The sequence below is a fragment of the Methylobrevis albus genome, from assembly GCF_015904235.1.
Taxonomy (GTDB): Bacteria; Pseudomonadota; Alphaproteobacteria; order Rhizobiales; family Pleomorphomonadaceae; genus Methylobrevis_A; species Methylobrevis_A albus.
Window position 1 is genome coordinate 493,516 of sequence record NZ_JADZLT010000050.1, and the last position, 18,542, is coordinate 512,057.

Here is an 18,542-nt window from a genome sequence, read left to right on the forward strand (position 1 = left end):
TGCGCCGGGGAGCCGTCAGGGGCCGAGCAACTCGATCGGGGCACTCAGGATCGCGAGCGGTGTCGTGATGATGATGCCCGCGGTGGCGCCCACCGTGTTGCCGAGGCCGCGGCCGAGCTGGCCGACCCGGTCGCCGAGGGTGGTGCCCTGCTCCTCCTCCAGCGCGTCGCCGGCCGCGAGGCGCGCCTGCAGGCGTTCGGCAAAGCCGGCGCCGACCAGGGTGAACTTCGCGTGGTTGAGGTTGTCGCCGCTGTCGACGTTGGTGAGGTCGACGACGATGACGCCGAGTTCGGCGATCTCGCTGTCGTTCGTATAGCCGCCGACGCGCGGCCGGTCGCCGGCGATCAGCGCGGAGACCAGCAGGGCGCGGTCGTCACGCGCGGTGAACATCAGGAACGGCCGCTTCGGCTGGCCGTAGCGGCGCATCTGCGCCTTGAACACGTCGACGTCGATGTCGGGCGAGGCGAGGATGACGTCGCCGAGCTTGCCGCCGAAGTCGGGCGTACCGGCGATCTTCGCCTGGCGCAGCGCTTCGATGGCGACCCAGTTGCCCATGGAATGCGCGAACAGCACGACGCTTTCCGCCCCCGAGGCGGCGGCGGCGCGCAGGGTCTCCTCGAGGCCGTCGCGGGCGACGGTGGAGCTGTCGCGGTCGTAGACATACTCGAGCACGCCGCCGCGCGAGGCCCAGGTGAACAGCACCGGCACGCCCTCGAAGCCGGTGTCGGTGGCGATCTGGGCGAGGCGGTAGACGCCCTCGTCGAACTTCGTGTTGAAGCCGTGCACGAAGACCAGCACCTGGCGCTTGCCCTTCGGCTTCGCTGCCACCGCCTGGCGCAGCTGATCCCGGAAGGCGTCGGCGCTGTCGACGTAGCTGCGCGAGCGGGTGACGAACTCCTTCGACGGATCGCCCGGCAGCCGGCGCGCCCACTCGATGTTGCCCGCGACATGGTTCGGCGGCAGCGACACCGCGACGCGGGCGAAATCGAGGTCGGAGACGTCCTCGTCGAGCGAACGCCGCTCGCCGTTGAACATCAGCGCCTCGGAGTCGGCGCGCTGGCGCGTCGTCGCGACGAAGATCTCCTGCGTCACCGCGCCCGGCGCCTCGATGGCGTTCGGCAGCAGCGAGCCGCCTTCGGGCCGCGCCGCGCAAGCGCCGAGGGTGGCGGCGAACAGCAGGACGGCGGCGAAACGCACGACGGCGGCAGGGACGGGAAACTTTGCCAAGGACGCAGACCTCGTGGTTCCGGCTCGCGGCCAACGCGCCGCAGCGGCGAACATGGGTCCGGACGCGCCGAAGGAAAGGGCGCGGGGCGGACATGCAGGGAAGCGCTCGCCGCCGGGCCACGGCCGGTGTATCGGAGGGCCCACGGCGTGCGCCGCGCATAGAAGATCGACAAAAGAGCCCGGATCATGACCATCGGCAAGGCTTCGACCACCGTCGCCGTCCAGAGCGGCAGCGTCGCGCTTGGCGTCGGCCTGATGTTCCTCGGCGACTTCATGTTCGCCGTCAACGACGTGATGGGCAAATGGCTGGTCGGCACCTACTCCGTCGGCATGGTGCTGCTGGTGCGCAGCGCCGTCGCCCTCGTCGTGATGTCGCCGCTGATCTGGCGCGCCGGGCCGGCGAACCTGTTCAGGCTCGAGCGGCCCGGCATCCAGTTCGTCCGCGCCGTGCTGTCGACCGCCGAGCTGATCCTGTTCTACGTCGCGGTGATGGCGCTGCCGCTCGCCGACGTGATGACCTTCTACCTCGCCGCGCCGATCTGGGTCGCGGCGCTGTCGCCGTTCCTGCTCGGCGAGCGGGTCGGCTGGCGGCGCTGGAGCGCGATCGGCGTCGGCTTCGTCGGCGTCGTGGTGGCGCTCGCACCATCGGGCAGTTCGCTGTCGCCAGCGGCCTTCATCGCCATCGCCGGCAGCCTCGCCTTCGCGCTGATGATCGTGCTCAGCCGCAAGCTGCGCGCGACCTCGGACACGGCGCTCGTGTTCTGGCAGACGGCGGGCGCGCTGATCGCCGGCATCGTGATCGCGCCGTTCGCCTGGGTGACGCCGGACCTCACCGACACCGCGCTGCTCGGCCTGCTCGGCATCGTCGCGATGTCGGCGCACATGCTGATCAACCGGGCGCTGAAACTCGCGCCCGCGGCCGTGGTGGCGCCGATCCAGTACACGCTGCTCGTCTGGGCGCTGCTGTTCGGCTATTTCGTGTTCGGCGACGTGCCCGGGCCGAGCATGATCCTCGGCGCCGCGATCATCGTCGCGGCCGGGTTGTTCATCTTCGAACGGCAGAAGAAGGTGTCGGCGATCACCCCGGCCGACGTGCAGGACGTGGTCTGAAAAATCCCGGCTTTCCCCTCTACCACCCCAGGTTTTCCCCTTCGCCACCAACTGAATGGTAAGAAAGGCCGGGTAAGGTTCCCGTCAGTGGAGTTTACCGGTGGTCCTGTGCAATTGCGCACTCGAGCCGGTGCACTCTCCGGGAAGCATCCGCCTCATGGCAAGCGGCTCGATCACTGACCTGCTCGACCTCGTCGCCGCCCCGCTGATGGTGGTGGACGCCGACGGCCGCACGATCCGCCGGCTGAACCACGATGCGGTGACGCTGGTCGGCGTGCTCGCGGTGCCCGCCTTGCCCGCGTCGACGGCGGCCGTGTTCGGCGAGGCCGCCGCCGAGGCGTTGGCGGCAGCCCTCGGCGCGATTGCGCCCGCTTCCGAAGACCTGCCCCCCGAGTGCGAGATCGCCTGCGTCCTCGACGGCTTCGACCGCCGTATCGCGCTCCGGCCGCGCCGGCTGTCACCGCCCGAGACCGGCTTCCTCGTCACCGTCACCGACCGCACCGACGTCGACGACGCCCGGTTGCAGCTGTTTGCCTGGCAGGAGGAGATGCGCACCATCCTCGACAGCCTGCCCGTCGGCGTCGAGATCATGGACGAGGCGATGGACACCGTGCTCGTCAACCGCCACTCGCGCGGCATGTGGGGCTACACGGTCGAGGAGACCGGCCGGCTCGACGACTGGTGGGCGGCCGCCTATCCCGATCCCGACTACCGCGAGGAAGTCCGACGCAGCTGGCTTGCCGGCGTGGAGGAAGCGCGGCGCACCAACGCCGAGATGCTGCCCCAAGAGTGGGTGATCACCTGCAAGGACGGCAGCCGCAAGACCGTGCAGTTCCGCTTCCGCGCCGTCGGCAGCGCGCTGCTCAACGTCTACCTCGACGTCACCCGCGAGCGCCGCCTCGAGGCGATGCTGCTGGAGATGGCAACCACCGACAGCCTGACCGGCCTCGGCAGCCGGCGCTACTTCTTCGACCAGGCCGCCCGCTGCCTCGCCGATCCCGAACAGCTCGGCTCGCTCGTCACCGTGCTGATGTTCGACATCGACCACTTCAAGCAGATCAACGACCGCTACGGGCACGCCGTCGGTGACCGGGTGCTGATCGAATTCGCCCGGCGCTGCCGCGAGGCGATGCGCCATACCGACGTGATCGGCCGGCTCGGCGGCGAGGAATTCGCCGCCATGCTGCCGGACACCGGCTTTTCCGAGGCGGGCGACATCGCCGAACGGATCCGCGCTGCGGTGTCGAGCACGCCGATCGACTTCGGCGAGGGTGCCGTCGTGGTGACGGTGAGCGTCGGCGTCGTGACGGACGTCGCCGGCCGGCTCGGCCTCGACCAGTTGCTCGAGCAGGCCGACCGGGCGCTCTATGCCGCCAAGGCCGCGGGCCGCGACCGCGTCTCCTTTGCCCCGCGCGGCGGCGGCGAGCCGGCGGCGGCAGCCCCGGCGTATGCCAGGACCGAGGCGGCCGGGACGCCTCCTTCGGACGATCCGCTGCCGACCGGTACCCTTCCCCGCCGCGCCGTTCTCAGCTAGACCCGCCAGACCCAGCCTGCCGGGGGTTTCCGGCGCCGCGCGCCGCTCCGGAGCGCGGCCGAGCTGACCCGCCCGAGACGATCATGACCGAGCACGATCCCGCCCGCGCCCGCCGCGAAGCCGAGGCCTTCCTCGCCGCCCATCCCGAGATCGTGCAGATCGAGGCGTTCCTGACCGACCCGTCCGGCGTGCAGCGCGGCAAGATCCTGCGCCCGTCGGAACTGCCGGGGGCCTATGCGCACGGCCGTCCCCTGCCCTGCTCGATCCTGTCGCTCGACATGACCGGCGCCGATGTCGAGGAGACGGGGCTGCTGTGGGAAGAAGGCGATTCCGACCGGCCGTGCCGGCCGGTGCCGGGCACGATCACCCTGTCGCCGTGGCGCGAGACGCCGACGGCGCAGGTGATCCTGACGAGCTTCGAGCCGGACGGCCGCCCGAGCGAGGCCGATCCGCGCCATGCGCTCGGCCGCGTCGTCGGCGATCTCGCCGCGCGCGGCCTCACGCCGGTGGTGGCGGTGGAGCTCGAGTTCTACCTGCTCGACGCCAAGGCGGCGGCGTCGCACAAGGCGGTGCCGCCGACGGCGGCGAACGGCTTCGCCCAGAGCCAGTTGCAGGCCTATCTGATGCAGGATCTCGCCGATTTTGCCGGCTTCCTCGACGAGGTCTATGCCGGCGCCGCGGCGATGGGGCTGCCGGCGCGGACACTGATTTCCGAATATGCCCCGGCGCAGTTCGAGATCGTGCTCGAACATCGCAGCGATGCGCTGCGCGCCTGTGACGACGCGATCCTCTACAAGCGCCTCGTCAAGGGCGTCGCCGAGCGGCACGGGCTGGTGGCGACGTTCATGGCGAAGCCCCACGCCGGTTTCTCGGGCAGCGGCATGCACCTGCACGCGAGCCTCGCCGGCCCGGACGGCGGCAATCTCTTCGCCGGATCCGGCCCGGACGACAGCCCGCTGCTGCTCGCCGCAATCGCCGGGCTGGAGGCGACGATGGCCGAGGGCATGGCGTTCTTCGCGCCGAACGCCAATTCCTATCGCCGCTTCCGGCCGAACTCCTATGCCCCGACCGGTCCGGCCTGGGCGTTCGACAACCGCACGGTACCGATCCGCGTCACCGCCGGGCCACCGCAGGCGCGCCATCTCGAGCACCGGGTGTGCGGCGCCGACGCCAACCCCTATGTCGCGCTCGCCGTGGTGCTCGCCGGCATGCTGGAGGGCATCGAGGCCGGGCTGACCCCGTCGGCGCCGATCACCGGTAACGGCTATGCCCAGATCGCACCGTCGCTGCCGCGGCACTGGCCCGAGGCGCTGCGCCGGGCGCGCGCCTCCGAGATCCTGCCGCGCCGGCTCGGCGCGCGATTCACGGACATCTTCCTCACCATCAAGGAAGCGGAATGCGACCGCTTCTTCGCCGAGATCGCCGACCGCGACTACGCCTGGTACCTGCGCCTCGCCTGAGGCAGTGGCGGGCATCGCAGCGCGACCGACCGCTGAAGGGTCGGCGCCGCGGCTTTTCCCTCGCCCTTCGAGACAGGCGCTACGCGCCTTCCTCAGGATGAGGGAAAAGGGCAAGCGTCTGAATTAAAAAAGAAAGCCTCGAAGGCCTCGTCCTGAGGAAGCCGCGCAGCGGCTGTCTCGAAGGACGCGGCCGGTGCGCCATTCCAAACGAAGACGGCCGGCAGATGCCGGCCGTCCTTAACTCACTGCGGCTGTGCAGCCGGCTTACTGGGCGCTTTCGGGGGCGTCGCCGGCCGGGGGCGGCGGCGGGGGCGCATCGCGGCCGGGGCCGCGCTCGCCGCGCTCGTGGTCACCCTGCGGGCCGCGGCGATCGTGGTGCGGGCCGCGCGGGCGGTCGACCCGCGACAGGGCGCCGTCGCCGTCACGGTCGAGGCGCTCGACGAGGCCGTCGGTCCGGCGGTTGAACTCCTCCGCGGTGATGCGGCCGTCGCCGTCGCGATCGAGGCGCTGGAAGGCCCGCACCACGCGCTCGTCGTGCTCCTGCAGCCAGAACGTCTTGAAGTTGTCGAGGGTGACGGCGTCGCCGCCGGCCGCGGCGTCGGCGAAGCGCGTCGCCTGGACCGCGTCGATCTCTTCCTGGGTGATGCGGCCGTCGCCGTTGGTGTCGTAGCGTTCCATCAGCTCGGCCGCCATGCGGCCGTGATGGCCCTTGCCATGCGGACCACCCCGGTCGTGGCCGCGGCCCCAGCCGTCGGCGGAGGCGACGCCGGCACCGACCATGGTTCCGGCGAGTGCGAGGGCGGCGATGATCGCGCCAGTGGTCTTCTTCATGATGTACTCCCAATCATTCATTCACGGCGGCGGCAGTCCCGAAGGTTGCTCACCGGTGACCTGAAGATGGGGGATGAACGTCGTGGAACTACGACGAGATTTGCCGTTTTGGTCGCGAGGTGTCGCAGGCCGCCCGCTGCTTACATCTCGTTACAATTTACCCCGGAGGCCGCGCCGGATCGTCGCTAGATTGAACCTGTCGCCATGTGCGGTGGTTCAGACGGTCAGATCGACGGCGAGGAGCTGCTTGATGGCGGTGGCGACGGACGACTGCTTCTGGGCGAGCGAAATCTGCGACAGGGACGTCGTCACCGCCGAGGCGGAGGACGCGACCGTGACGGAGAAGACGTTCTGGCCGAGGGTGTTCTGGGTGTTCCACGCGGTCTGGGCGGTGCTCCGGTTCATGGTGGAGCGGTTGCGTGTCTGGTAGATGCCGTACTTGTCGACGCGGCTCGCCGAAACGCCATAGCTTGCCATCCGTACCCCCTGCCATCCTGGCCGTGACCGCTCGGAGACCTGGGGTCTCCCGCGGCGCATGGGTTTGATCAGCGGCCATCTGGCCCGAACTTGGTTAACGGAGGATTGACGGCCCCGGCCGCCGCCAGCGCGATGAACGAAACCAGCAGCCACATCCTCGTCGTCGACGACCATCGCGACATCCGCGACCTGATCGGCCGCTACCTCGCCAAGAACGGCCTGCGCGTCTCGGTCGCCGAGAGCGCGGCCGCCGCCCGGCGGATGCTGAAGGCGGCGTCGGTCGACCTCATCGTGCTCGACATCATGATGCCGGGCGAGGACGGGCTGTCGCTGTGCCGCCACCTGCGCGAGACGGCGGACATCCCCGTCATCCTGCTCACCGCAATGGCGGACGACACCGACCGGGTGATCGGGCTCGAGATCGGCGCCGACGACTATGTGACGAAGCCGTTCAACCCGCGCGAGCTGCTCGCCCGCATCCGCGCCGTGCTGCGGCGGACGACGGCGGTGCCCAAGCAGCGCGATCCGCTGGAGACCGAGCGGCTCGGCTTCGACCGCTTCGTGCTCGACGTGCGCCGCCGCGAGCTGATCGACGAGGCGGGGGTCGCGACGGCGCTGTCGACCGCCGAGTTCCAGCTGCTCACCGCCTTCCTGAAGCGCCCGAACATGGTGCTCGGGCGCGAGCAGCTGCTCGACCTCACCAGCGGCCGCTCGCCGGCGGTGTTCGACCGCTCGATCGACAACCAGGTGAGCCGGCTGCGCAAGAAGATCGAGACCGACCCGAAGACTCCCGCGCTGATCAAGACAGTGTGGGGCGGCGGCTACATGTTCACCGCCGACGTCACGGATCTCGGCGCATGACCCGGCTGCTCGCCCGCCTGCCGCGGCTGCGGCTGTTCCCGCGCTCGATGGCGTGGCAGCTCGTCGCGCTGCTGATCGCCGTCGCGCTGGCGGCGCAGGCGCTGACGCTGGTGCTGCTCGTCGACGAACGGCGCAACGCGATCCAGATCGCCAACCGCGAGCAGGTGCTGTCGCGCACCGCGTCGCTGGTGCGGCTGATCGAGGAGACGCCGGCCTCGGTGCACCAGCGCATCCTCGACACGGCGAGCGGCGGCCGGCTGACCTTCACCGTGGATCCCGAGGCGAGCGTGACGCGCGCGCCGCAGTCGCGGGGCGAGATCGCCGTCACCGGCGCCCTGTCGGAAATGCTCGACGACGCCCCCGACATCCGCGCCGCGATCGACATCGACCGCCCGCCGCGGCCGCGCGACCGCGCCCGCGAGGCGGAGCGGAAAGCCGCCGAAGGCGGGCCGGAGACGGCGGAAGAGCGCATCCGGCGCGAGCAGCGCGCCGCCGAGCGGCTGGAGCGCTGGCGCGCGCGCGAAGCGGAACGCGAGCGCGACGGCCGGCCGCGGCACGGCGCGGCCGGCGTCACCGCGGCGATCTCGGTGCCGCTCGCCGACGGGCGCTTCCTCAACGTCTTCGCGCAGTTCGGCCCGCCGCCGCCACTGCTCGGGCCGGCGTTCTATTCGACGCTGGCGATCACCCTTGCGATGGTGCTGGTGGTGGCGCTCAGCGTGCGGCGGATCACGCGGCCGCTGCGGGCGCTCGGCGAGGCCGCCGACCGCTTCGGCCGCGGCGAGAGCGTGGCGCAACTGCCCGAGACCGGGCCGATCGAGGTGAAGCAGGCGACCGCGGCGTTCAACGCCATGCAGGAGCGCATCGGCCGCTTCGTCACCGACCGGACCCGGCTGCTGGGTGCGATCAGCCACGACCTGCGCACGCCGCTGACCGCGCTGCGGCTGCGGGCAGAGTTCGTCGACGACGACGAGATCCGGGCGAAGCTGATCGAGACCATCGACGAGATGAGCCGGATGACCGAGGCGACGCTGGCTTTTGCCCGCGAGGATGCCAGCCACGAGCCGGCCCGCGCCGTCGACCTCGCCGCGCTGGTGGCGGCCGTGGCGGACGACTTCGCCGACATGGGCGAAGCCGTCAGCGCGGACGTGCCCGCCCGGCTCGATCTCGTGGTGCGACCGACCGCGCTGCGGCGGGCGCTGCGCAACCTGATCGAGAACGCGCTGCGCTATGGCGGCGCTGCGCGGGTGACGCTGAAAGAGGGCACCGACGACCTCAGCATCCGTATCGACGACGACGGCCCGGGCATTCCGCCCGACCGGATGGACGACGTGTTCGAGCCGTTCCTGCGGCTCGAGACTTCGCGCAGCCAGGACACCGGCGGCGTCGGCCTTGGCCTCGCCACCGCGCGCTCGATCGTGCACGCGCACGGCGGCGAGATCCGGCTCGCCAACCGGCCGGAGGGCGGGCTTTCGGCGACGATCCATCTGCCGCGGCCGGGGTAGGGTTTTACTGGGGGGCCTTGCCGTGTGGCCTCCCCCCTCCCTGTCCCTCCCCCGCTTAGCAGGAGAGGGGACGAAGGAGGTTAGATTGCCATCCCGACTGACGCTGCGGTTCGGCTAAACATCTGTTGGACGAAAGACTTTTCGCCCATCGTCCCCTCTCCTGCGAAGCGGGGGAGGGACAGGGAGGGGGGATGCCACACGGCAATCCCCATCCCCCGCCCTCGCCGCGCCCGAATCATCCGCCATCGCTTCCCCCCAACCCGCCCGAAACGACCCCGTCGGAGATCCGTCCTTGCGCTATGCGCTCTACTTCACCCCGCCGCCGGGCGACGACCTCGCGCGGCTTGGCGCCCGCTGGCTCGGCCGCGATGCCTTCACCGGGGCGGCGACCGCCCAGCCGGAGATCGCGGGGCTGGACGCCGAGGCCTTCGCCGAGATCACCGCCGAGCCGCGGCGCTACGGCTTTCACGGCACGCTGAAGGCGCCCTTCGCGCTGCACGAGGGGCAGAGCGAGGTGGCGCTGTTCGCCGCGGCCGAGGCGTTTGCCCGGGCGACGCCGGCGTTCGAGGCCGGGCCGATGCACGTTGCCGATCTGCGCGGGTTTCTCGCCGTGGTGCCGGCCGGACCGGCGCCGGACCTCGACGGCTTTGCGGCGGCTTGCGTCGAGGCGTTCGAGCCGTTCCGGGCGCCGCTGTCGCCGGCGCAGCTCGCCCGCCGGCACGCCTCCGGCCTGACGCCGCGGCAGGCGGACTACGTCGATCGCTGGGGCTATCCTTACGTGTTCGAGGAGTTTCGCTTCCACATGACGCTGACGCGGCGGCTGGAGCCCGACCTCGCAAGGACCGTGCTCGCCGCCGCGGCGGCGCATTTCGGCGTCGCGCTGGCCGACCCGGTGCGCGGCACCCACCTCGCCATCTTCGTGGAGCGCGCCCCAGGAGCGCCGTTCGAGGTCGCCGCGCTCTTCCCGCTCGCCGGGGGAGAGGGTAAGGCTGGGGCATGACCACGACCGTTTCCCCGGCCGCCATGGCCGACGCCGTCTTCACCAACGCCCGCATCGTGCTTCCCGATGAGGTCCTCACCGGCACCGTATCGATCCGCGACGGGCTGATCGCCGATGTCTCCGCCGGCCCGAGCCGCGCCGGCGAGGATTTTGGCGGCGACTGGCTGCTGCCGGGCCTCGTCGAACTCCATACCGACCATCTCGAAAGTCACTATGCGCCGCGCCCCGGCGTGCGCTGGAACCCGCTGTCGGCGGTGCAGGCGCACGACGCGCAGATCGCCGCCTCGGGCATCACCACGGTGTTCGACGCGCTGCGCATCGGCACCGACTTCGAGGCGAAGCTCGACGGGCACGACATGCGCCGGCTCGCCGATGCGATCGAGGCCGGGGTTGCCGGCGACCGGCTGCGCGCCGATCATTTCATTCATCTGCGCTGCGAGGTCGGCGCGCCGGATTCGCTCGAGGCCTTCGCGCTGTTCGAGGCCGATCCGCGCGTGCGGCTCGCCTCGCTGATGGACCACACGCCGGGGCAGCGCCAGTTCGCCAGCCTCGAGCACTGGCGCGCCTACTACCAGGCCAAGAACAGCCTGACCGACGCGGCGTTCGAGGAGATGCTCGCCGCGCGCATCGAACGGGCCGCCCGCCATGCCGAGGCGCACCGGCAGGCGATCGCCGAACGCTGCCGCGCCGCCGGCATCGTGATCGCCAGCCACGACGACGCCACCGCGGCGCACGTCGCCGAATCGATCGAGCACGGCGTCGCCGTCGCCGAGTTCCCGACGACGCTCGCCGCGGCGGAAGCGGCTCGGGCGGGCGGGCTCAGCATCCTGATGGGCGCGCCGAACGTGGTGCGCGGCGGCTCGCACACCGGCAACGTCTCGGCGAGCGACCTCGCCGCCGCCGGGCTGCTCGACATCCTGTCGTCCGACTACGTGCCGTTCAGCCTCATCCACGGCGCCTTCCTGCTGACCGGGCCGGACGCCGGGCTGACGGTGCCCGACGCGATCGCGCTGGTCAGCCGCAATCCGGCCGAGGCGGTCGGCCTCACCGACCGCGGCGCCATCCTGCCCGGGCGGCGCGGCGACGTGATCCGCGTGCGGCTCGACCACGAGGTGCCGCTGGTGCGCGGCGTGTGGCGGACCGGGCGGCGGGTGTCGTGAGCGAACCGGGGCCCGGCCGGGGTGCATTCGTGATGGTGTGCGGGCCGAGCGGCGCGGGCAAGGATACGCTGCTGGCGCTGGTCAGGGCCGAACTCGGCGCCGAACCGGGCTATCGCTTCGTGCGCCGGACGATCACCCGGCTGCCCGACGACAACGAGGACAGCGATTTTCTCGACGATGCGGCCTTCGACGCCGCCGTCGCCGCCGGGCGCTTCGCGATCCACTGGCGGGCGCACGGGCTCGGCTACGGCCTGCCGGCCGAGATCGACGCAGGCGTCGCTGCCGGCGAGGTGGTGGTCGCCAACGTCTCGCGCGATGTGCTGGATGCAGGCAGGGCGCGCTACCCGCGCACGCTGGTGCTGCACGTCACCGCTCCGGCGCCGGTGCTCGCCGCCCGGCTCGCGGCGCGCGGCCGGGAAAGCGCCGCCGACATTCTCGCCCGCCTCGACCGGGCCGACGCCTGCCCGGTCGAGGGCGCCGACGTCGTCGACATCGTCAATGACGGCGCGCCGGAGGCGGCGGCGGCGCGGATGGCGGCCGGGCTGCGGAGCCTCAGCGGCGGCTGAGGCGGCGCGTCAGCGCGGCTCGCCGCTGACGCGGCGCGACATGAGCTGCGCGAGGCGCGAGCGCTCGAAGGCCACCACCACGATCAGCGACAGCGCGAACGGGATCAGCAGGTAGAGCAGCCGGAACACGATGAGCGCGGCCAGCACGTCGGCCTGGTCGATCTCGGGCAGCGCCGTGACGAAGACAACCTCGAGCACGCCGAGGCCGCCCGGGGCGTGCGACAGCAGCGCCACCGAGAACGACAGCAGGAAGACGCCGAGCACGGTGAGGAACGTCAGGCTCTCGTGGTTGGGCAGCGCGAAATAGATGATCGCCGCGGCGCCGATCAGTTCGACCGGTGCGACGAACAGCTGACGGAACACGATCTGCGGCTTGGGATAATGCACGGCGAAGCCGCCGAGCCTGAGCGGCCGGAAGCCGCGCAGGCTGCCGAAGACATAGCCGGCGACGAGCAGCAGCAGCACCGCGGAGATCACATAGGAAAGCTCCGGCGCGGCGCCGTCGAAGACACGGCCGATCAGGTCCGGCTGCAGCGCCAGCACGAAGCCGGCGAGCAGTACCGTTCCCAGCGCGAAGGTGAACGAGCAGAAGGCGACCAGCACGCCAACCTCGGCCGCCGACAGGCCGCGCGAGGTGTAGGCCCGGTAGCGGATCACGGCGCCCGACAGCACCGACGCGCCGATGTTGTGCGACAGCGCGTAGGTCGTGAACGAGCAGAGCGAAATGAAGACCCAGGAGATGCGCCGGCCGAGGTGCATCAGGGCGATGCGGTCGTACCAGGCGAGCGCCGCATAGGCGATGAAGGCACCGGCGGCGGCGAGCGTCCAGTCGAGGACGGTGATCGCCGAGAGACTGTCGAGGACGTCGCCGAACGAGATGCCGCGCAGCTCGTGATAGAGCAGCCAGCCCGACAGCACCACTGCGCCGAGGCCGACGATCGGCCAGACGTAGTCCATCACCTTCATCAATCACCCTTCCCGTCGCTGGTCCTGCGCTGGCTGGCGCGCGCCGCGCTTTCCGGTATCGGCGCGCCGGCCGCGCCAGACGGTGTAACGGCGCAGCATCCGCCGGTCCGTCCCGGTTCCCGTCCTTTGTGTCATGGTGAAGTGGCGACGGCGAGATCAAGTTCCACCTTCCGGCGCGAAAGACGACCGCGACCGTGCGAAACTGCTTCCTTGCGCGGCAAATCATCTGCTTAATGTTACGGCAGGAGCCGGATTTCCGGGGCCTGTAATTCATGTAACATGCCGAACCGAGGCTTTCCGCACCTGCAACGAAACCGAAACCGGCGGGAAAACCGGGATCGAGGGGCGCGGCACGAGTGACACAGAAGCTTCAAACGACCGTGGTAGCGACTTGCATCCGCGATGGAACACGGAAAAGATTTGGCCGCACGGCGAATGCCGGCGGCGCGATAACGACCGAGGGGTGACCAAAATGAAGATCCATCTGAAACGCGCGACATCGCTGTCGCTGCTGGCCGTCATGGCCTCGACCAGCCTCGTGCGCGCCGAGCCGTCGGCCGAACTGATCGCTGCCGCCAAGGCCGAGGGCCAGCTCACCACGATCGCGCTGCCGCACGACTGGTGCAACTACGGCGAGATGCTGTCGACCTTCAAGGAGAAGTACGGCCTGGAGATCAACGAGCTCAACCCCGACGCGGGTTCGGGCGACGAGATCGAGGCGATCAAGGCGAACAAGGGCAACACCGGCCCGCAGGCTCCCGACGTGATCGACGTCGGCCTGTCGTTCGGCCCGTCGGCCAAGGCCGAAGGCCTGCTGCAGCCCTACAAGGTCGCGACCTGGGACTCGATCCCGGCCGAAGCCAAGGACGCCGACGGCTACTGGTACGGCGACTACTACGGCGTGCTCGCCATCCAGGTGAACACCGACATCATCAAGACCGTGCCGACCGACTGGGCCGACCTGCTCAGCGACGAGTACGCCAACGCCGTGGCGCTCGCCGGTGATCCGCGCGCGTCGAACCAGGCGATCCAGGCGGTCTACGCGGCCGGCCTCGAAGCCTCCGGCGGCGATGCGGCCAAGGCCGGAGAAGCGGGCCTCGCCTTCTTCAAGGAACTGAACGCGAAGGGCAATTTCGTGCCGGTCATCGGCAAGGCTGCCTCGATCGCGCAGGGCACCACCCCGATCGTGATCCGCTGGGACTACAACGCCCTCGCCGACCGCGACACCCTCGCCGGCAACCCGCCGACCGAAGTCGTGATCCCGAAGACCGGCGTCGTCGCCGGTGTCTACGTGCAGGCGATCAGCGCCTACGCGCCGCATCCGAACGCCGCCAAGCTCTGGATGGAGCACCTCTACTCCGACGAGGGCCAGCTCATCTGGCTGAAGGGCTACTGCCACCCGATCCGGTTCAACGATCTCGCCAAGAACGGCAAGATCCCGCAGGACCTGCTCGACAAGCTGCCGCCGGCCGCCGCCTACGAGGCCGCCAAGTTCCCGTCGCTCGAGGAGCAGGCCGCGTCGAAGGACGTGATCACCAAGCAGTGGGACAGCGTCGTCGGCGCCAACGTTCAGTAATCTCGCCGTCCGGTGCGGCCGGGGAGATCCGTCTCCCCGGCCGGGCTGCTCCTGCCCGCTTTTGTGGCAGGGACCTGGTTTGCTCCTCCCGCCTCCGGTGCCTCGGCAGAACGAAACCGACAGCCCTGCGGAATGCAGGCGTCAGTCGTTTGCCCGGTTGTAAGCCGGCAAAGCAGATTTCCCCCGCCTGATCCCCTCGCCTTGCCTGCTTCGGCCGCCTGCCGCCCCCTGCGTTGCCGTGGCTGAACGGATGCGACGGCCGGACGGAAGATCGGCGCCAGGGCGCCGCCGGCGCCGGCAAACGGCCCCGGACTTGCTTTTTGCGAGCCGGCTTGCGCGGTGGGCGGGTTCAACTGACACTGAAATCGGGCGGAGCGAGCGGTTCTCGCCACGCCGACCTAGCTGCACGCCGCGCCGACCGACCGATCCTCGACCGCCCCGTTCCGCCAGCTCTTACCCCAGCGACAGGCGCCGATGCCGAACCAGACCGCTTCCGCCCTCGCCGCCGCGCCCTCCGCGCCGAAGCCGGCCACCCGCGCCTCGCTGCCGCTCGCCTGGCTCGGCGTCGTGCCGTTCTTCGCGTTTGCGACGCTGTTCCTGATCCTGCCGACGCTCGACCTGATGATCGGCGCGTTCCAGACGCCGACCGGCGGCTTCACGCTCGACAACATCGCCCGGCTGAACCAGCCGACGATCATCAGCGCCTACAAGATCTCGATCCAGGTCAGCCTCGCCTCGGCGCTGCTCGGCGCGCTGATCGGCTTCTTCCTCGCCCATGCGGCGGTGAGCGGCGGCCTGCCGGCGTGGATCCGGCCGACGCTGACGACCTTCTCGGGCGTCGCGTCGAATTTCGCCGGCATCCCGCTCGCCTTCGCCTTCCTCGCGACACTCGGCCGGGCCGGCCTCGTCACGATCCTGTTGCGCGACCTCTTCGGCTTCAACCTCTACGGCGCGGGCTTCAACCTGTTGTCGTTCTGGGGCCTCGCGATCACCTACCTCTACTTTCAGATCCCGCTGATGGTGCTGATCCTGATGCCGGCGCTCGACGGGCTGAAGAAGGAATGGGGCGAGGCGGCGGCGATCCTCGGCGCGACCAAGGCGCAATACTGGCGCCATGTGGCGCTGCCGGTGCTGTGGCCGAGCCTGCTGGGTGCGACGCTGCTGCTGTTCGCCAACGCCTTCGGCGCGGTGGCGACTGCCTATGCGCTGACCGGCTCGTCGCTCAACATCGTCCCCATCCTGCTCTACGCCCAGATCCGCGGCGACGTGCTGCACGACCCGCACCTCGGCTACGCGCTGGCGCTCGGCATGATCCTGATCACCGGGTTCTCCAACGTCGCCTACATCTGGCTTCGGACCCGCAGCGAGAGGTGGCTGAAATGAAGACCTCCCGCCTCGGCGCCTGGATCGCGGTGATCATCGGCGCGCTGTATTTCCTCGTTCCGCTCGCCGCCACGGTCGAATTCTCGCTGAAGAAGCGTCGCGGCGAGTACAGCTTCGACGCCTATGCCGTCGTGCTGCAGGACCCGCGCTTCCTGCAGAGCTTCAGCTATTCGATCTCGGTGGCGATCGCGACCATCGTGGTCGGCGTGCTGATCGCGGTGCCGACCGCCTATGTGATCCGGCTGCGGCTGCCGCAACTCAGGCCGTTCGTCGAGTTCGTCACGCTGCTGCCGCTGGTGATCCCGGCGATCGTCATCGTGTTCGGCTATCTCCGGCTCTACAACTCGTCGTCCTGGCTGCCGTTCACATCCAGCGCCCGGGCGACCGACCTGCTTCTCGTGTTCGGCTACGCGACGCTCGCCCTGCCCTACATGTATCGCTCGGTCGACACGGGCCTGCGCGCCATCGACGTCAAGACGCTGACCGAGGCGGCCGAGAGCCTCGGGGCGAGCTGGTGGACGATCCTGTTCCGCGTGATCCTGCCCAATGTGCGCGTCGCGGTGCTGTCGGGGGCGTTCCTGACCTTTGCGATCGTGATCGGCGAGTTCACGCTGGCGAGCCTGCTCAACCGGCCGGCCTTCGGGCCCTATCTCCAGAACATCGGCGCCAACCGGGCCTACGAGCCCTCGGCGCTGGCGATCATCGCCTTCATCGTCACCTGGGCCTGCATGGGCCTGATCCAGGTGATCGGGCGCGGCGCGCGCGGCTCGTCGGCGGGCACGCGATGACCTCTCCTTGCAACTTCCAGCGGGCGCTTCGCCCGACGATCGACACCGGGCCGGGGGCAGCATGAGTTTTCTCGACATCCAGGAGGTCCGGAAGGCCTACGGCGCACAGCTCGTCGTGCACGAGTTCAACCTGCCGATCGCGCAGGGCGAGTTCGTCTCCTTCCTCGGCCCGAGCGGCTGCGGCAAGACGACGATGCTGCGCATGGTCGCCGGCTTCGAGACGCCGTCGGCCGGGAGGATCCGCATCGGCGACGAGGACGTGACGCACCTCCGGCCGAACCAGCGCAACATCGGCATGGTGTTCCAGGCCTATGCGCTGTTTCCGAACATGACGGTGGCGCAGAACGTCGCCTTCGGCCTCAAGATCGCCGGCAAGCCGAAGGCGGAGATCGACGCGCGGGTCGCGGAGATGCTCGGCATCATCAAGCTGCCGCAGCTCGGCGCCCGCTATCCCTACCAGCTCTCCGGCGGCCAGCAGCAGCGCGTGGCGCTCGCCCGGGCGCTGGCGCCGAAGCCGAAGGTGCTGCTGCTCGACGAGCCCTTGTCGGCGCTCGACGCCAAGATCCGCGTCTCGCTGCGCGACGAAATCCGCAGCCTGCAGCGGGCGCTCGGCATCACCACGATCTTCGTCACCCACGACCAGGAAGAGGCGCTGTCGATCTCCGACCGGATCGTGGTGATGAACGAGGGTCGGATCGAGCAGGTCGGCACGCCGTTCGAGGTCTACAACTTCCCGCGGACCCGTTTCGTCGCGTCCTTCGTCGGCACACTCAACCTGCTGCGCGGCAAGGTGCTCGATGCGGCCTCGGGCCGGATCGAAGTCGACGGACAGCAGATTTTCGCCGGGCGCGGCATTGCGGACCTCAAGACCGGCGAGATCCGCTCCGCCGCGCTGCGCCCGGAGGCCGTGACGCTGGCGGCAACCTCGTCAGCCGATCGCAACGTGATGCACGGCACCATCGACGAGGTGCACTTCCTCGGCGCGGTGATCCGCATCCGGGTCCGCTTCAAGGACAACCTGATTTCGCTCGATACCTTCAACAACCCGAACATCCCGCCGCCCGTGCGCGGCTCGGCCGCGACCGTCAGCTTCGCGCGCGAGGACGTCATGGTGCTGGAGGGGGCCGAGGCGGCCTGAGCGTCGGCGCTGGGTCCGGGGCGGACGGCCCCGCCCGGCGCCCGGACTTCACGCCGAGCCCGATCGGCGCGCGAGCCGGATCAGCTCGCGAGACCGAGGGCCTGGGTGCGCTGCAGCCGGCGTTCGGCGTTGGAAAGGTGCAGCCGCATCGCCGAGCGCGCCGCGGCCGGATCGGCGGCCGAGATCGCGTCGAGGATCGCAGCATGCTCCTCGACGATGGCGCGCAGGCGCTCGCCGTCCCGCTGGCCGGATTCGCCGGCCCCGTTGATCGGATCGAGCGTCTCGCCGTTCGGGCGCAGCAGCGGCATCACTCGGTGGGCTAGCATTTCCGCGGCGTCGATGAAGCAGGTGTTGTTGGTGGCGTTCGCGACCGCGAGGTGGAATTCGACATCCGCACGCGTGCGGGCCTCGCGACCGTCCTCGCCGAGCCGGTGCAGGGCCTTGTGCGCCTCGCGGATCGCCGCCTCCTGCGCGGAGGATCGGCGAACGGCAGCGAGCGCTGCGGCCTCTACCTCGACGGCGATGCGCAGTTCCATGCAGTCGAGCAGCGATGCCGGAGAGCCGAGCCGCATCGGCGAGACCGACATCTCGCGTGCGAGCACGAAGACGCCGGCGCCGTGGCGCGGCTCGACGTAGCCGTCAACCGCGAGCGCGGTGATCGCCTCGCGCACCACCGTCCGGCTGACGCCGAAGGATTCCACCAGCGCCGTTTCCGGCGGCAGTCGATTGCCGGGCTGCAACTCGCCGACCTCGATGCGCTGCTTCAAGGCTTCAATGACGCGCACCGCCAGTTTCGGCTTCCGTTTCACCCGCTCTGTCACGCCCTGATCCATCATGCCAGCCGACCTTTCGCGAGTACAAAAACGCGAGGTGGGGCAGATTGTTCCGGCGCAAAGCAATGCGATTTATGCCGTTTTGAGGCGGTCGGGCGAGGGACGACGCGCGGTGCCGGGTTCGGCGCCT

17 protein-coding genes are annotated in these 18,542 nt (G+C 70.1%); 12 read left to right on the forward strand and 5 right to left on the reverse strand.

The annotated features are described in order from the left end of the window. Nucleotides 1–15 precede the first annotated feature (15 nt). Nucleotides 16–1,227, reverse strand: coding sequence for an alpha/beta hydrolase (locus I5731_RS12005; RefSeq protein WP_197311614.1), 1,212 nt, complete (start codon nucleotides 1,225–1,227; stop codon nucleotides 16–18). Nucleotides 1,228–1,413: 186 nt separating this feature from the next. Here I5731_RS12005 and I5731_RS12010 point away from each other — a divergent pair, with 186 nt between their 5' ends. The 3 genes from I5731_RS12010 (at nucleotide 1,414) to I5731_RS12020 (ending at nucleotide 5,331) form a co-directional block, all read left to right on the forward strand. After that, the gene (locus I5731_RS12010; protein ID WP_197311615.1) at nucleotides 1,414–2,337 is read left to right on the forward strand and encodes a DMT family transporter; all 924 of its coding nucleotides are present in this window, start codon (nucleotides 1,414–1,416) and stop codon (nucleotides 2,335–2,337) included. Between the two features lie 157 nt (nucleotides 2,338–2,494). Further along, nucleotides 2,495–3,871 (forward strand): GGDEF domain-containing protein, encoded by a 1,377-nt coding sequence (locus I5731_RS12015; RefSeq protein ID WP_197311616.1) that lies wholly within the window; start codon nucleotides 2,495–2,497, stop codon nucleotides 3,869–3,871. A gap of 83 nt (nucleotides 3,872–3,954) precedes the next feature. Beyond that, a complete protein-coding gene (locus tag I5731_RS12020) occupies nucleotides 3,955–5,331 on the forward strand; it encodes a glutamine synthetase family protein (protein ID WP_197311617.1) in 1,377 nt (458 codons plus the stop codon). 264 nt (nucleotides 5,332–5,595) lie between these two features. Here I5731_RS12020 and I5731_RS12025 read toward each other — a convergent pair whose 3' ends face one another. Both I5731_RS12025 and I5731_RS12030 read right to left on the reverse strand, forming a co-directional pair. Continuing rightward, nucleotides 5,596–6,162, reverse strand: coding sequence for an EF-hand domain-containing protein (locus I5731_RS12025; protein WP_197311618.1), 567 nt, complete (start codon nucleotides 6,160–6,162; stop codon nucleotides 5,596–5,598). Between the two features lie 216 nt (nucleotides 6,163–6,378). Further along, nucleotides 6,379–6,639 (reverse strand): hypothetical protein, encoded by a 261-nt coding sequence (locus tag I5731_RS12030; protein WP_197311619.1) that lies wholly within the window; start codon nucleotides 6,637–6,639, stop codon nucleotides 6,379–6,381. Nucleotides 6,640–6,771: 132 nt separating this feature from the next. On the opposite strand from I5731_RS12030, the gene I5731_RS12035 reads away from it, so the two are divergent. The 5 genes from I5731_RS12035 to phnN all read left to right on the forward strand — a co-directional run bounded on the left by I5731_RS12035 (nucleotide 6,772) and on the right by phnN (nucleotide 11,728). Beyond that, nucleotides 6,772–7,500: a response regulator gene (locus tag I5731_RS12035; protein ID WP_197311727.1), complete on the forward strand. Its 729-nt coding sequence runs from the start codon at nucleotides 6,772–6,774 to the stop codon at nucleotides 7,498–7,500. Further along, nucleotides 7,497–9,002 (forward strand): ATP-binding protein, encoded by a 1,506-nt coding sequence (locus I5731_RS12040; protein WP_197311620.1) that lies wholly within the window; start codon nucleotides 7,497–7,499, stop codon nucleotides 9,000–9,002. Before I5731_RS12035 ends, I5731_RS12040 begins: the two co-directional genes overlap by 4 nt. 292 nt (nucleotides 9,003–9,294) lie before the next feature. Beyond that, nucleotides 9,295–10,002 (forward strand): DUF1045 domain-containing protein, encoded by a 708-nt coding sequence (locus I5731_RS12045; protein WP_197311621.1) that lies wholly within the window; start codon nucleotides 9,295–9,297, stop codon nucleotides 10,000–10,002. After that, nucleotides 9,999–11,162 carry an alpha-D-ribose 1-methylphosphonate 5-triphosphate diphosphatase gene (locus tag I5731_RS12050; RefSeq protein ID WP_197311622.1) on the forward strand — a complete coding sequence of 388 codons (1,164 nt, stop codon included), beginning with the start codon at nucleotides 9,999–10,001 and terminating at the stop codon, nucleotides 11,160–11,162. Before I5731_RS12045 ends, I5731_RS12050 begins: the two co-directional genes overlap by 4 nt. 32 nt (nucleotides 11,163–11,194) lie before the next feature. Beyond that, complete coding sequence (phnN, locus tag I5731_RS12055) at nucleotides 11,195–11,728, forward strand: phosphonate metabolism protein/1,5-bisphosphokinase (PRPP-forming) PhnN (RefSeq protein ID WP_197311623.1); 534 nt, start codon at nucleotides 11,195–11,197, stop codon at nucleotides 11,726–11,728. A gap of 9 nt (nucleotides 11,729–11,737) precedes the next feature. On the opposite strand, the gene I5731_RS12060 is transcribed toward phnN, so the two are convergent. After that, nucleotides 11,738–12,694, reverse strand: coding sequence for a lysylphosphatidylglycerol synthase transmembrane domain-containing protein (locus I5731_RS12060; RefSeq protein WP_197311624.1), 957 nt, complete (start codon nucleotides 12,692–12,694; stop codon nucleotides 11,738–11,740). Between the two features lie 472 nt (nucleotides 12,695–13,166). Between I5731_RS12060 and I5731_RS12065 the strand changes: the two genes are divergently transcribed. From I5731_RS12065 to I5731_RS12080, 4 genes are all read left to right on the forward strand, one after another. Continuing rightward, nucleotides 13,167–14,270 carry an ABC transporter substrate-binding protein gene (locus tag I5731_RS12065; RefSeq protein WP_197311625.1) on the forward strand — a complete coding sequence of 368 codons (1,104 nt, stop codon included), beginning with the start codon at nucleotides 13,167–13,169 and terminating at the stop codon, nucleotides 14,268–14,270. Between the two features lie 474 nt (nucleotides 14,271–14,744). Further along, entirely contained in the window at nucleotides 14,745–15,653 is a 909-nt protein-coding gene (locus I5731_RS12070; protein ID WP_197311626.1) for an ABC transporter permease, read from the forward strand. Beyond that, nucleotides 15,650–16,441 (forward strand): ABC transporter permease, encoded by a 792-nt coding sequence (locus I5731_RS12075; protein WP_197311627.1) that lies wholly within the window; start codon nucleotides 15,650–15,652, stop codon nucleotides 16,439–16,441. Before I5731_RS12070 ends, I5731_RS12075 begins: the two co-directional genes overlap by 4 nt. Nucleotides 16,442–16,502: 61 nt before the next feature. Further along, nucleotides 16,503–17,579, forward strand: coding sequence for an ABC transporter ATP-binding protein (locus tag I5731_RS12080; protein WP_197311628.1), 1,077 nt, complete (start codon nucleotides 16,503–16,505; stop codon nucleotides 17,577–17,579). Nucleotides 17,580–17,659: 80 nt separating this feature from the next. On the opposite strand, the gene I5731_RS12085 is transcribed toward I5731_RS12080, so the two are convergent. Continuing rightward, a complete protein-coding gene (locus I5731_RS12085; RefSeq protein ID WP_197311629.1) occupies nucleotides 17,660–18,478 on the reverse strand; it encodes a FadR/GntR family transcriptional regulator in 819 nt (272 codons plus the stop codon). Nucleotides 18,479–18,542: the final 64 nt, after the last annotated feature.